At 37.6% G+C, this 14,407-nt stretch carries 15 protein-coding genes; 5 read left to right on the top strand and 10 right to left on the bottom strand.

The window, feature by feature from the left end; all coding sequences use genetic code 11:
• Positions 1–104: 104 nt before the first annotated feature.
• Complete coding sequence (locus tag ACZ76X_RS21660; protein WP_098668203.1) at positions 105–479, top strand: hypothetical protein; 375 nt, start codon at positions 105–107, stop codon at positions 477–479.
• 26 nt (positions 480–505) lie between these two features.
• Here the strand turns inward: ACZ76X_RS21660 and ACZ76X_RS21665 are convergent, their stop codons facing one another.
• The 5 genes from ACZ76X_RS21665 to ACZ76X_RS21685 form a co-directional block, all read right to left on the bottom strand.
• Positions 506–1,177, bottom strand: a complete 672-nt coding sequence (locus ACZ76X_RS21665; protein WP_479851652.1) for an anti-sigma factor — start codon at positions 1,175–1,177, stop codon at positions 506–508.
• Positions 1,161–1,475, bottom strand: a complete 315-nt coding sequence (locus tag ACZ76X_RS21670; protein ID WP_479851653.1) for an anti-sigma factor — start codon at positions 1,473–1,475, stop codon at positions 1,161–1,163. The genes ACZ76X_RS21665 and ACZ76X_RS21670 overlap by 17 nt, the downstream gene beginning before the upstream one ends.
• On the bottom strand, positions 1,462–1,989 hold the full coding sequence (locus ACZ76X_RS21675; RefSeq protein WP_479851654.1) for an RNA polymerase sigma factor: 528 nt from the start codon (positions 1,987–1,989) through the stop codon (positions 1,462–1,464). The genes ACZ76X_RS21670 and ACZ76X_RS21675 overlap by 14 nt, the downstream gene beginning before the upstream one ends.
• 394 nt (positions 1,990–2,383) lie before the next feature.
• Positions 2,384–4,054 (bottom strand): arginine--tRNA ligase, encoded by a 1,671-nt coding sequence (gene argS / locus ACZ76X_RS21680; RefSeq protein WP_306186330.1) that lies wholly within the window; start codon positions 4,052–4,054, stop codon positions 2,384–2,386.
• On the bottom strand, positions 4,054–4,491 hold the full coding sequence (locus tag ACZ76X_RS21685) for a YwiB family protein (protein ID WP_000414867.1): 438 nt from the start codon (positions 4,489–4,491) through the stop codon (positions 4,054–4,056). Before ACZ76X_RS21685 ends, argS begins: the two co-directional genes overlap by 1 nt.
• A gap of 202 nt (positions 4,492–4,693) precedes the next feature.
• On the opposite strand from ACZ76X_RS21685, the gene ACZ76X_RS21690 reads away from it, so the two are divergent.
• Positions 4,694–5,680 (top strand): S66 family peptidase, encoded by a 987-nt coding sequence (locus tag ACZ76X_RS21690; protein WP_479851655.1) that lies wholly within the window; start codon positions 4,694–4,696, stop codon positions 5,678–5,680.
• A gap of 25 nt (positions 5,681–5,705) precedes the next feature.
• Here ACZ76X_RS21690 and ACZ76X_RS21695 read toward each other — a convergent pair whose 3' ends face one another.
• The gene (locus tag ACZ76X_RS21695) at positions 5,706–6,068 is read right to left on the bottom strand and encodes a YxeA family protein (protein ID WP_479851656.1); all 363 of its coding nucleotides are present in this window, start codon (positions 6,066–6,068) and stop codon (positions 5,706–5,708) included.
• Between the two features lie 234 nt (positions 6,069–6,302).
• Between ACZ76X_RS21695 and ACZ76X_RS21700 the strand changes: the two genes are divergently transcribed.
• On the top strand, positions 6,303–7,340 hold the full coding sequence (locus tag ACZ76X_RS21700) for a PTS sugar transporter subunit IIC (protein ID WP_000996323.1): 1,038 nt from the start codon (positions 6,303–6,305) through the stop codon (positions 7,338–7,340).
• A gap of 364 nt (positions 7,341–7,704) precedes the next feature.
• On the opposite strand, the gene speB is transcribed toward ACZ76X_RS21700, so the two are convergent.
• The 4 genes from speB to ACZ76X_RS21720 form a co-directional block, all read right to left on the bottom strand.
• Entirely contained in the window at positions 7,705–8,577 is an 873-nt protein-coding gene (gene speB / locus ACZ76X_RS21705; protein ID WP_048528013.1) for an agmatinase, read from the bottom strand.
• Between the two features lie 217 nt (positions 8,578–8,794).
• Complete coding sequence (gene speE / locus ACZ76X_RS21710) at positions 8,795–9,622, bottom strand: polyamine aminopropyltransferase (protein WP_060632991.1); 828 nt, start codon at positions 9,620–9,622, stop codon at positions 8,795–8,797.
• A 164-nt stretch (positions 9,623–9,786) separates the two neighbouring features.
• On the bottom strand, positions 9,787–10,950 hold the full coding sequence (locus ACZ76X_RS21715) for an MFS transporter (RefSeq protein ID WP_479851657.1): 1,164 nt from the start codon (positions 10,948–10,950) through the stop codon (positions 9,787–9,789).
• Between the two features lie 5 nt (positions 10,951–10,955).
• Positions 10,956–11,363 carry a MerR family transcriptional regulator gene (locus ACZ76X_RS21720; protein WP_306186325.1) on the bottom strand — a complete coding sequence of 136 codons (408 nt, stop codon included), beginning with the start codon at positions 11,361–11,363 and terminating at the stop codon, positions 10,956–10,958.
• 152 nt (positions 11,364–11,515) lie between these two features.
• Here ACZ76X_RS21720 and ACZ76X_RS21725 point away from each other — a divergent pair, with 152 nt between their 5' ends.
• Together ACZ76X_RS21725 and ACZ76X_RS21730 are read left to right on the top strand one after the other, a co-directional pair.
• Positions 11,516–12,241 (top strand): glycerophosphodiester phosphodiesterase, encoded by a 726-nt coding sequence (locus ACZ76X_RS21725; RefSeq protein WP_098668210.1) that lies wholly within the window; start codon positions 11,516–11,518, stop codon positions 12,239–12,241.
• Between the two features lie 98 nt (positions 12,242–12,339).
• Positions 12,340–14,391: a transglycosylase domain-containing protein gene (locus ACZ76X_RS21730; RefSeq protein WP_479851658.1), complete on the top strand. Its 2,052-nt coding sequence runs from the start codon at positions 12,340–12,342 to the stop codon at positions 14,389–14,391.
• Positions 14,392–14,407: the final 16 nt, after the last annotated feature.

Here is a 14,407-nt window from a genome sequence, read left to right on the forward strand (position 1 = left end):
AGAAAATACATATATGCATAAAAGCATATTTCCTCCTGCTCATTATCATATACAATATTAACTGTAACAAAAATGATTACAACTAATAAGGAGGCTTTTTTACTATGAAAAAAATGATTTTAGCCGGTGCGTTAACTTTAGCAGGAATTACTGGTACTACCGCGTTTATTCCTGAAACAAAGGTCGCTGCTGCCACTCAAGAACAAAGCTTTACAAAATTTTATTCTTTGCAAACTGGAAGTAGTTCTGAACAAGAACCTGTTTTCCTTCAAAAGGGACAAGAGTTAACAATTCAACCTAACAGTAAAACTCCTAGTTACAGTGTTTATGACTCAAATCATAGCCTTATCGGACGTTATTCTGATGGGTACGGCAGAATTTTCACTGCAAAAACAGATGGAAATATGTATGTTCAATTTCATGCGCCTTACGTTTACTATAGTCCTATTAGCTTTTCTGTTACGTATACTATCCAATAGAAAAGAGGTCCTTTTACAGGGCCCCTTTATTTCTCTTTCCATTTTACTTTTACAAATCCATCTTTCACCATTACACCACTTATACGAAACACATATTTTTCATTCGCTTTTAATGTAACTGTAAAAGCACCTTTTTTTGATTCACAAATTTCCTTTAACTCTTTTATCCCTTCCCCTTGTCTTTCATACAAGCTAAAGCATAAATTACCGCGTTTTGCATCTGTTTCATAAGAAAATGTCACTTCTGTATCTTTCTCGTACTGAATTTCAATATCTTTACCAGCAATATCCCATGATGAAAATTTTGCTTCATAACTTGCCTCTCCTTGCTTCTCACTTTCTAAATATATATCACCAGCTTTCCACATATCATCTAACGTTTGAACGAAAGCAAAGCCGCTCAGTAATACAAACATCGCACTTGCAAATATGACAACCAATGTTATCTTTTGTTTTTTCATAGCCTTCATTGTATGTTCTCCTTCTATTTTCTTGTTACTTCTTCGTATCATATATAACAAAACTCCAATAAAAAATGGCAATACAATTGCTATAACACTCCACCATTTACTTATTCCACGCGTTTTCGCATCTGTATATACCCATGATGCTACACATACTAAAAGTGCTATAAAAGTCAAAAGCATTGTAATCCCAGCTATCTCAAATACTACAAATGGATTAGCGAACTCTATCATGTAATTTATACTCCTTCTTTAAAAATGACTGTATGACAATATATATAGGAACGTATAGATGCATCATAATCACACTTGCTATCAACATAGGGACTTTATGATTCAAATGAACGACAAACTGTTCCATAACAACTGTTAATAAAATAATCCAAATAGCATGAATACAAATAACCCATCTCTTCTCTAATTTGCGAGCATTTCGTACGCCCTGTTTCGTATTATTTATCAGCTCTTCGCTTGGAATTGTGTCTTCAGCTAAGCTGCTCCTTATCTTCTGATCAAACTTATCTTCCGTCATAAACGAACCCCTCCAAATGTTCCCGCATTTGCTTCTTCGCATAATTAAGGCGGTATTTCACCGTACCAATCGGTATATTTAATATTTCGCTCATTTCTTTATAAGAGTATTGTTCATAATAGTAGAGTACGAGCACGGTTTTATATTTTTCATTCAATAACTGTATAACTTCCCGTATCATTTCTGCTTCTACTTTTTGAATAAATTCTTCTGATACATCCACTTCATCTGCGAAATCTATTTCTCCACCATCCTCTTTATGAAACAAATCTAATACGCGATCTTTAAACCTTTTCTTTTTACGATAAAAGTCATAAAATGTACGAACACAAATTGTAGTAATCCATTTTTTATAATTTTCCACACAAGAAAGTTGGTGCCTAGAGGAAAAAACCTTTATCCAAGTCTCTTGAAAAATATCTTCTGCATCTTCTTTCGTTTTCGCTAATTTATAGCATAAGGAATATATTTGCTGCTTATATATATCAATTAATTCTTCTACCTTTTCTTCCATCGGAAACCTCCTGTCATTTATATAAGACGACGCAAATTCTCCTTTTGTTTGATAAAATTTTATTTTTTATTATCTCCATACAAAAAAGCAATCACAACATTGTGTGATTGCCTTTTACTGAAAGCGAAAAATCGGCTCCGCTTTTCTTTATGTCCAGCTCTGCCTCCTAGCCCCTTCTGTCTAAGAACCTTCCCCACGAGAAGATAAAATGCATCTTCTGTGGGAAAGAACCTTAGCCTTCGGGGCTAAACAGTCGGCTCCGCTTTTCTTTATTGTCCAGCTCCAGCGGCTAGAATACTCGGTGGCTTCGCGCCTTCCTCCGAGGCAAAGTACGCCTCTCTGTCAGGAGCTCCATCCCCTCCTATTCTGAACGAGCCGCTTCCGCTTTTCTTAATTACATTTTTTCTGGTGCAGATACTCCTACGATTGCTAGTGCGTTTTGAAGTGTAGTGCGTACTGCTTTCATTAATTCATAACGAGCTTTACTTAATTCTACGTTATCTTGGTTTAATACTTTTTCTGCATTGTAGAAGCTGTGTAATGCTGCTGCTAATTCAAATGCATAGTTTGTAATGCGGTGTGGTAGACGTTTTTGTGCTGCATCCGCAACTACTGCTGGGAATTCACCAAGTTTTTTCAGTAACTCTACTTCTTTCTCAGAAGTAACAAGTTTGTAGTTCACGTCTCCACCTGTAGCTAATCCTAACTCTTCACCTTGACGAAGGATACTGCATACACGAGCATGTGCATATTGTGCATAGTATACTGGATTTTCATTAGATTTTGATACAGCTAAGTCCATATCGAAATCTAAATGAGAATCACCGCTACGCATTGCGAAGAAGTAACGCATTGCGTCCACGCCTACTTCTTCCATAAGCTCACGAAGTGTAACTGCTTTACCTGTACGCTTACTCATCTTCATTTTTTCACCGTTTTGATACAGTTGTACCATTTGGATGATTTCTACTTCAAGTGTTTCTTTATCGTAACCTAGCGCTTGAATAGCAGCTTTCATACGAGGAATGTAACCGTGGTGGTCAGCACCCCAAATGTTGATTAATTTATCGAAACCACGCTCTAATTTATCACGATGATACGCGATATCTGGTGTTAAGTATGTGTAAGATCCATCATTTTTAATTAATACACGGTTTTTATCGTCACCGTAAGTCATTGAACGGAACCAAGTTGCTCCATCTTCTTCAAAGATCTCTTCGCGCTCTTTTAATACAGCAAGAGCTTGATCGATTTTTCCGTTTTTGTATAATGATGTTTCTGAGAACCATACATCAAATTTAACGCGGAAGCTTTCTAAGTCTTTTTGAAGTTTTGCTAATTCATATTTTAAACCGTACTCACGGTAGAATTCATAGCTTTCTTTTTCATCAGCTTTCGCATAACGATCACCAAATTCTTCTGCTAAACGTTTACCGATTGCAATGATGTCTGCACCGTGGTATCCGTCTTCTGGCATTTCTTTCTCTAAGCCTAAAGCTTGCATGTAACGAGCTTCAACAGAAAGAGCTAAGTTATGAATTTGGTTACCAGCGTCATTAATGTAGTACTCACGAGATACATCGTATCCTGCTTTTGCTAGTAGGTTACATAAAGTGTCACCTACTGCTGCACCACGTGCGTGCCCTAAGTGAAGATCACCTGTTGGATTCGCAGATACGAACTCAACCTGTACTTTTTCACCTTTACCAGTATTCGTTTCACCGTAAGCTTCACCAGCATTAACGATTGTTGGGATTAAGTCTGTTAAGTAGCTATTATCCATGTAGAAGTTAATGAAACCAGGACCTGCGATTTCAATTTTTTCAATAGAAGCTTTTGCTTTATCGAAGTTTGCAACTAATTCTTCTGCAATCATACGAGGTGCTTTTTTCGCAACGCGCGCAAGTTGCATTGCCATGTTTGTAGAGAAGTCACCATTTGTCTTATCTTTTGGAGATTCTAATACAACGTTTGGAATCTGTTCTTCTGTTGCTAATTCTGCCTTTAATACAGCAGCTTGAATTTCTTCTTTAATTAATCCTTTTACTTGTTCTAAAGAATTCATTATTTTGCCTCCTTCAAATTAATTGTAATTGTATATCTGCCAGCTTCTTGTTCACTTAGAAGCAATGCGTACGTTAAGAAGAGTTGTCCTTTTTTCTTTTCATCCGACCATTTAAAAAGAACGTTATCAGTTTTCGTTTGCAATGCAAACGTACCAAGTTCACTCGTGTACGTACCAGTTGTCCATTCACCTTTCACATGCGTTTGACGCATAGAAACAGCACCTGAACGCATAATGAGAACTTGTTCATCTTGAATTTTAATAATTGTTTTCACTTCGCCCTGTTCGTTCGGCTCTTGGAATGTTACGTATGTACCTTGACCTTTTACATAGTATTGACCATTTGCTTCAAAAGCAACGGTTTCCTTCCTCGCCCCTTCACGGATTTCTGTTACGAAATGAACGTGTACCGGCAAGCCTGCAAGTTGTTTCTCCACGTCTTGCACACCTTTCAAATGTTATAGATATTAAATAATGTATATAATAAATCACTTTTCCTATCATATCAAAAAAAACCTCTGTCTGTCTGCTGAAAAATCAGGAAAACTCCATTTCAAAAAATAATTCACTTTCACTTTATTTCATATGATAAAATATTTTTTAAATCTAAATATTCTTTCATTTAAAGAGGTGAATCAAATGCTATCAAATAAATTAAAAACAGGTGATGAAATTAGAGTGATTTCACCATCTTGTAGTTTAAGTATTGTCTCAAATACGTGCCAAGAGCTTGCTATCAAAAGATTAACCGACATGGGCTTTCAAGTTACATTCTCAACATATGCTGACGAGATCGATCGATTTGCTTCCTCTTCTATTTCTTCACGCGTTCACGACCTCCACGAGGCATTTAAAGACCCGAATGTAAAAGCTATTTTGACGACACTTGGCGGATACAACTCTAACGGTTTATTGAAACACCTCGATTATAATTTAATTCGAGAAAATCCGAAGTTCTTCTGTGGCTACTCTGATATTACCGCTTTAAATAATGCCATCTACGCAAAAACAGGACTCATTACATATTCAGGGCCCCATTTCTCTTCATTTGGAATGGAGAAAGGGCTCGAGTATACGAACGATTACTTTTTAAAATGCTTAACTTCTAATGAGCCTATTGAAGTCCTGCCATCTGAAACATGGAGCGATGATTCTTGGTACATCGATCAGGAAAATCGAGAATTTATTAAAAATGAAGGATATGTTTCAATTCACGAAGGCGAAGCAACTGGGGAGATTATCGGTGGTAATATGAGCACATTGAATTTACTGCAAGGTACACCATATATGCCAAATTTAAAAGGCAAAATTTTATTTCTTGAAGAGGATAGTTTAACTGGAACAGCTACCCTTAAAACTTTTGATCGTTATTTACATTCCCTTATGCAGCAGCAAGATTTTGAGTACATAAAAGGTATCGTTATAGGAAAGATGCAAAAAGGTGCAGAATGTACGATAGAAGACATACAAGAAATGATTGCTTCAAAGCTTGAACTTGCACATATCCCTATCATTGCAAACGCAAGTTTCGGGCATACAACCCCGATTTTCACTTTCCCAATTGGCGGACGTGTACAAATCGTTTCTAACAAAGAAAAAACATCTATCACGATTTTAACGCACTAAAAAAGGAGCGAATGAGTCGCTCCTTTTACCGTTTTTCTATTTTTTCCAACGCTTTTTGCGGAATTGATTCTTTCGGGATTTCAGCCCATCCTTTTCCTTGCATACCTTTTGCATAAATTTTTATAAACGCCCCCGTATGCAATTCACGGTTCATCATTTTTTTCACAACTTGTAGCTTTCCGTCCTCTGTATACCCTTTAAATGTATACAAGTATTCACCGTCTTTTTTCTCACCTTTATCTATAACCGCATAATAATCTTGTATTTCTTTATTTGAAAAGAAGTTGTCTACAAAAGCATGTACACCTTCTGTTTTTGTGTTCAAATAATACGCTGTTCCGCCTAAAATGATGGCGAATACAGCTAAAACTTTAATTACCAATTTCATACATGAACCTCCTGTTTGCACTTCTTTCTCTCTAGTCATATATCTATACTTGTATTATACGAAAAATGACATACTATACTCTATCTAAATGCCTTACACTTTCCTTACATTATTGTAAGGCATTTTCACCTTATAGTAAGTTCCCAATAAAAAATTTTTCCGTTTCATGAACTTTTATATTATTATTGAATGATACAAATTTTTATTACAAAAATCAAAGGAGACAGTTTTCAAATGGCTATCTTGCAAGGTTTAGCACTATTACTTGTTGTACTTTGTCTATTTACACTTTTTAGTTACCGTGCTCCTTACGGTATGAAAGCGATGGGTGCTTTAGCTAATGCAGCAATCGCAAGTTTTCTTATTGAAGCATTTCACCGTTATATCGGTGGAGAAATGTTTCATAACGACTTTTTACAATCAGTAGGGGAAGCTTCTGGTAGTATGAGCGGTGTCGCAGCGGCAATTTTAGTCGCACTAGCAATCGGTGTTTCACCCGTATATGCTGTTTTAATCGGTATCGCTACTAGCGGATTCGGTATTTTACCAGGATTTTTCGCTGGATACGTTTGCGCTTTCGTCGTGAAATTTCTCGAAAAAAAATTACCGGCTGGCGTAGAGTTTTTAGCAATTTTATTTATTGCCGCACCAATCTCACGCGGAATGGCAATGCTTATGGATCCGCTCGTGAACGCAACGCTCGGTAAAATCGGTTCTATGATTTCAGTTGCAACTACAGAAAGTCCTATTATTATGGGTATTATGCTTGGTGGATTAATAACAGTTATTTCTACCTCTCCACTGAGTTCTATGGCACTCACTGCAATGCTTGGATTAACAGGTTTACCAATGGCAATTGGTAGTCTTGCCGTAGCAGCCTCAGCCCCAATGAACTTTATTTTCTTTAAACGACTAAAGATTTGTTCAAAGAAAGATACAATTGCTGTAGCAATCGAACCTTTAACACAAGCCGATGTTGTTTCAGCAAATCCAATTCCAATTTATGCGACGAACTTCGTTGGCGGTGCACTTGCTGGTATTATTACATCTCTGTTCCAGCTCGTTAATAATGCGCCAGGAACAGCATCACCAATCCCAGGACTTCTTGTCTTATTCGGATTTAATGACGTTGTAAAGGTAACAATTGCTGCTGTATTATGTGGAATCGTTACCACGATTGTTGGATATATCGGATCAATCGTGTTCCGTAAATATCCAATTCGCTCTGCTGATGAAATTCGCGGCATTACTTCGGAAGAGAAGGTTGCATAAGAAAAAGAGCTATTCTCATCGCTTGAGAATAGCTCTTTTTTATGTCGCGTGAAGGTAAATAAAATTATATCGGCGATTTTTTAAATATATTGACTTACCGACACATATCGCCAAAACAAGGGCCCCCTATTCATATAGGAGGCCCTTGTTTTATCCAGTTACGCCTCCTATACCCTTGCGTCTAAGAACCTTCCCTGCCAAAAGGTAAAAAGCACCTTTTGCAGGAAAGAACCTTAGTCACCGGGTCTAAACAGTCGGCTTCACTTTTATTTTATCCAGCTACAGCAGCTAGAATCTCCGGCCATTTCACACTCTCGGTCGAGCGTTCCAATGACCTGCGATTCTGAGCGAGCTGCCTCCGCTTTTACTTCACCCAACCGAGCAGCATTTCCCGCACGAATTTGCTTGCTGCGACTGGTGTTTGATCACTATGGTCGTAGACAGGAGCTACTTCTACTAAGTCTGCTCCAACTACATTTATATTTGAATTTGCAATTGCTACGATGGAATCTAATAATTCTTTAGATGTGATACCTCCAGCTTCTAACGTTCCTGTTCCAGGAGCATGAGCTGGGTCTAATACGTCAATGTCGATTGTGACATAGACTGGGCGTCCTGCAAGTTTCGGTAATACTTCTTTTAACGGTTCTAATACGTCAAATTTATATAAGTTCATACCTACTTCTTTTGCCCATTCGAATTCTTCCTTCATTCCAGAACGAATACCGAAAGAATATACGTTTTCCGGACCAATTAAATCGCACACTTTACGAATAGGTGTAGAGTGGGATAAAGGCTCCCCTTCATACGACTCACGTAAATCAGTATGAGCATCCATATGGATGATTGCTAAATCCGGATATTTTTTTGCCATTGCCTTAAAAATTGGCCAAGACACTAAGTGCTCACCGCCGAGACCTAGTGGAAACTTACCGGCATCTAAAAGTTTTGATACATACTCTTCAATCATGTCTAAGCTGCGTTGTGCGTTTCCGAATGGTAATGGAATATCACCCGCATCAAAATATTTTACCTCTTCTAGTTCACGATCTAAATATGGGCTATATTCTTCAAGACCGATTGATACTTCACGAATACGTGCAGGGCCAAAGCGAGAACCTGGACGGTAACTTACTGTCCAATCCATAGGCATCCCGTAAATAACTACCTTTGACTCTTCAAAACTTGGATGACTTTTAATAAATACTTTACCTGAATAAGCTTCATCAAAACGCATATTCTTTTCCTCCTTATGTGGAACTTAAGGTATCCCAACCTTTCATTATTTCTCAAATTTGGAGCGAGCTGCTCCTCTTTCTCGATTTACCGGGTCTTCTGTTTCATAACAAAAAGACGATTTTCTTTATAGGAGTGTAAGTAGCTAGCATGTTCAAGTCTTCTGGACAAACACCTTAAATGAGCTACTTACACTTTATTTGTTCGATACGATTTTCTTACTTAATTAGATCGCCAACAAACTTCGGTAATGCGAATGCTGCATTGTGTAATTCTTTTGTGTAGTATTTCGTTTCGATTTCGTGGAAACGATCTTCACTTACTTCTAATGGATCGTGTTTTTTAGATCCAATTGTGAACGTCCAAAGACCACTTGGGTAAGTTGGAATGTTCGCTGTGTATAAACGAGTAATAGGGAAGATCTCTTTTACGTCTTTAAACACAGTTGTAATTAATTCTGGTGTAAACCAAGGGTTGTCCGTTTGTGCAACGAAAATACCATCTTCTTTTAACGCTTTAGAAATTCCAGCGTAGAAACCTTTCGTAAATAAGTTTACCGCTGGTCCTACTGGCTCAGTAGAATCTACCATAATTACGTCATATTCATTTTCGCTCTCTGCGATGTGTAGGAAGCCATCTCCTACTTTTACTTCTACACGCTCATTATCTAATGCGCCTGCAATTGATGGTAAGTATTGTTTAGAGTACTCAATTACCTTTCCATCGATTTCAACAAGAGTTGCTTTCTTTACACTTGGGTGTTTTAATACTTCACGAATAACACCGCCATCACCGCCACCAACAACTAATACGTTTTCAGGGTTTGGATGTGTAAATAAAGGTACGTGCGCTACCATTTCATGATAAACGAACTCATCTTTTTCTGTTGTCATAACCATGCCATCTAAAATAAGCATGTTTCCGAACTCTTCCGTTTCAACCATATCTAGTTTTTGGAATTCTGTTTGCTCCGTATGTAATGTGCGGTTAATACGCGCCGTAATCCCAAAATGTTTTGTTTGTTTTTCAGTGAACCATAGTTCCATCGTACAATCACGCCTTTCAATGCAAATTTATAATAGGGACATCATTAATGTCCCCTAACAAAAATAAAACAAAACATCCAAAAAGTATAGTTAAAAGTACAAAAATACCGAAAATATATTTTAGTCAGAGGGTTCCAATATATATGCATAAAGAAAACCCTTTCTTAAGAAAGGGCTTTTGTCTCTACTTCTACCGGTTTTCGAATCGGAATTAAAAGCATTACGCAACCAACTAACACAACAATTCCACCGACTAAAAACGGACTTTGCGGTGAAACAGCATGACCGATGATCCCTGATAAGATTGGAGCAATTGCGCCACCTAACCAACGAACAAAGTTATAAACGCCTGATGTAACAGATCTTTCATAAGGTGAAATATCCATTACATAACTTGTAAATAATGCATTATTTAATCCAGATGCTAATCCTGATAGGACAATTAATACAATTTGTAACCACATAACTTTCACAAAGAATAGTGCGATTAAGAAAATCGCAAATACGAGTAAACTACCTTTCAATAATGCTTTTGGCTCATATTTACCTTCTAGCTTATGGGCTAAAATTGCAGAACCGTAAGCTAGCGCTAATCCCCATCCACAAAATACAAATCCTAATTGAATAGCAGATAGATGCATAATAAGTGGTGAATATGCTAACACAACGAAAAATCCGTAGTAGTATAACATTCCTGAAATCGCACCTTGCATAAACGGTTTATACTTCACCAGGTTAAGTAATTCCCCTACGCCTGCTGCTTTACGCTTCACTTTTCGTTCGGGTTCTTTTACAAAAAAGAAAACTAAAATAAATGCTAAGAAAATTAAAATACTCGTCGCAAAAAATGGGTAACGCCAAGAATGTCCACCTAATATCCCGCCTAATAACGGTCCGCCTGCCATCCCTAAACCGATAGCTGCTTCATATAATCCTACTGCTTCATGAACTTCTTTACTTAATGCAATCAATAATGTCATCGCCGTTGCGAAGAACATCGCATTTCCTAATCCCCATCCTGCGCGGAAAAGAGATAATTGAGCAATCGTTTGCGATATACCACATATAAACGCAAATACAGTCACGATCGCAAGACCAATCGTCATCATTCGTTTATCACCAAATCTCGATGCGAATACTCCAGCTGGTAACATCATAATCGCCATTGTTAAAATATATGCTGTAAATAACATCTCTACTTGCCAATGGGATGCGCCAATTTGCTCAGCAATGCTTGGTAAAATTGGGTCGACTACCCCTATACCCGAAAAGGCAAGGAAGGTAGCTACCACTGTAATCAATCTCCCTAGTTTTTGTTTGCTCTCCATTTTGATCATTCTCCTTTTGTGCTCTCTAAAAATGTCACGGCACGATGTAAGCTATCTTCAAGTTCTGCCTTTACACGCTGCATTTGCTCCATTTTTCCGTCTAGCGTTTGCACTTGTTGCTTAAGCATCTCTTTAATTTCTTGAATCACTTCGCGGTCAAGAGGATTCTCACTATTTCTTCTTTGCTCCATTCTTTCTTTTAACGATAAGAAATACTGCATCTCTTGAAGCGTAATTCCTAACACTTCTTTCGCTTCCACAATTTTTTTAATTCTGGCAATATCCTCATCTGTATACAGGCGAATGTTCCCCTCACTACGTTCAGGGGGATGAATTAAACCAATTTCCTCATAATAACGAAGTGTACGTTTTGTTAAACCAACTTGCTTTGTGACTTCATCAATTTTATACATGTTTATTCCTCCTTTCACTCGATTATTACATTTTACGTTAACGTTAACTTTTGTGCAACTGTTAGACTTTTGTAAATGTTTATCCTATTCAATTGTATTTTTCCAAAAGCAGTTTCATAATGAAAGAAAAGAAACGATAAGGAGATTTCCGTATGAATAAACCACTTATTTTCGCCCACCGCGGGGTAAAAGGAACACATCCAGAAAATACGATGATTGCCTTCCAAGAAGCTGAACGCATTGGCGCCCATGGAATTGAACTTGATGTCCACCTATCAAAAGATGGTGAACTTGTCGTGATTCACGATGAAACGGTAGATCGCACAACGAATGGCATAGGCCACGTTTCTGAAAAAACAGTAGCAGAATTACAAGCTTTAGATGCTGGTAGTCATAAAGACCCTTCTTTCCATGAAGCAAAAATTCCGACGTTACGCGAAGTATTCATTTGGTTATCTACAACAAAGTTACAGCTCAACATTGAGTTAAAAACAGATGTTATCCACTATCCAAATATTGAAGAAAAAGTTGTCGCTCTCGTTCGAGAATACCACCTGTCTAATCAAATTGTATTCTCTTCATTCAACCACGCCTCTGTTTCATTATTAGCAGAAATAGCTCCTGAAATTCCAAGGGCAATTTTATATGATACACCACTTGCTGATCCTATCGCCGAAGCAAAAACTAGAGAAGCAACTGGTTTACATCCAAATTTCCAACTGCTTACAAAGGAATTTGTTCAACTAGCGCAAAAACAAGGGTACGTTTTCCGCCCTTATACAATTAACGAATACAAAGATTTACAAACTATGATCGATTATGGTGTAGATGTCATTATTACCGATTGGCCAGCACGTGCCCTTGAGCTCCTTTCTTAATTGAAGGAGCTTTTTGTTTTCAAAATTTCATTGTTTAAAATAACCGAAAACCCTCAATACTAATACAATAATGTTTGTATGATGAGGGGCTGAAAAAGATGAATCAAACTATGAATCCAAAACTTAAAAAATATAAACGTCTTTTCTTCACCGTAATGTTTTCTTCTGTTCTTTTTTTCGTTTTTTCCTTTTTTGTTATTATTATAGTTGCAAAAATTATGGGACCTCCTCCTGTTGCTGTCCCGCAAACAAGTGTCTTTTACGCCAATGATGACACTGTTATAGGACAAAGTAATGAAATGCAAAAACGTTACAATGTATCTCTCAATGAAATTTCTCCTTATGTAAAAGAGGCGACACTATCTATTGAAGATCAACGATTCTACAAACATCATGGCTTTGATATGAAACGTATTGCTGGTGCCATTGTTGCCGATTTAAAAGCGATGGCAAAAGTCCAAGGTGCTAGTACGATTACACAACAGTATGCTCGTAACCTGTACTTAGATCATGATAAAACGTGGAAACGTAAACTATTAGAAGCAATGTACACAATTCGCCTTGAGGTGAATTATAATAAAAATCATATTTTAGAAGGATATTTAAATACGATTTATTACGGACATGGTGCTTACGGAATCGAAGCTGCGTCCCGTTTATATTTCGATAAAACTGCAAAAGAATTAACGTTAGCAGAAGCTAGCATGCTCGCAGGTATTCCGAAAGGACCTAGTGTCTATTCTCCCTTTTTAAAAGAAGATCGTGCGAAAGAAAGACAATCTCTCATATTAGATGAAATGGTAGAGCAAGGTTATATTACGAAGAAACAAGCAACTTCAGCGAAGAAAGAGCCATTAACTTTCGCCTCATTAGATACGAAAAAGGTGGCAGAGGTTGCACCTTATTTCCAAGATGCTGTACAAGCTTCCCTCCTTCGTGATATCGGATTAGATGAACAAGCCTTACAAAAAGGAGGCTTGCGTATTTATACAACACTCGACCCGAAATTACAATCTGTTGCAGAGCAAGCTGTAAAAGATCATATACCTGACACAACAAACATACAAACCGCGCTCGTCTCTATGAATCCAAAAACAGGAGAAGTGGCTGCCCTTGTTGGCGGGACTGATTATAATACGAGCCAATTTAACAGGGCTACACAGGCCGCTCGCCAGCCTGGATCTACGTTTAAGCCATTTCTATATTATGCGGCATTAGAACGAGGATTTACCCCTGCTACGCGCTTAAAAAGTGAATACACTGTGTTCACTTTAGGTGACGGTGTTTCAAAGTATAAACCGAAAAACTATAAAGACTATTATGCAGACGATTTTGTAACAATGGCGCAGGCTCTTGCGGTCTCTGATAACGTATATGCCGTGAAGACAAATTTATTTTTAGGCGAAGACATCCTTACAAAAACGGCGAAACAGTTCGGAATTAAGAGCGCATTAAAAGACGTCCCTTCTCTTGCTCTCGGTACATCTCCTGTAAAACCGATTGAAATGGTTAACGCTTATAGCATGTTCGCAAATGGCGGAAAAGAAGTAAAACCGATTTTCATTCGACGCATTATGGATCATGAAGGAAATATGCTATACGATGCTCATTTGGAGAGTAAACAAATTCTCGATAAGAGCAAAGCGTTTGTGATGGAAGAAATGATGACGGGCATGTTTAATAAAAAACTAAGCAGTTATGCTGCTGTAACTGGTCAATCGATGTTATCTAAACTATCCAGAACATATGCTGGAAAATCTGGTTCCACTGAAACAGATAGTTGGATGATTGGGTTTACCCCGCAAATCGTAACTGGCGTATGGGTTGGATATGATCGACCTAAATCGATTTCAAACGTAGCAGAGCAAGGATATGCGAAAAGAATATGGACCGATACGATGGAGAAAGGCTTAGATGGACAACCTAAACAAGAGTTTAAACAGCCAAGTGACGTCGTTGCAGTCAATATTAACCCTGAAAACGGAAAAATCGCTACAAAAAATTGTCCAATTTCAGTGAAAATGTATTTTGCAAAAGGTACAGAACCAACTGAATACTGTATGGATCACGTCGATGATAAAGAGGAATTTGAAAAGACAACTGAAGAAAAGAAAAAAACAAGTTGGTGGAAAAAATATCTTCCTTGGTAAAAAAATAGCTGACGGG

The sequence above is a fragment of the Bacillus sp. BC05(2025) genome (assembly GCF_056725905.1).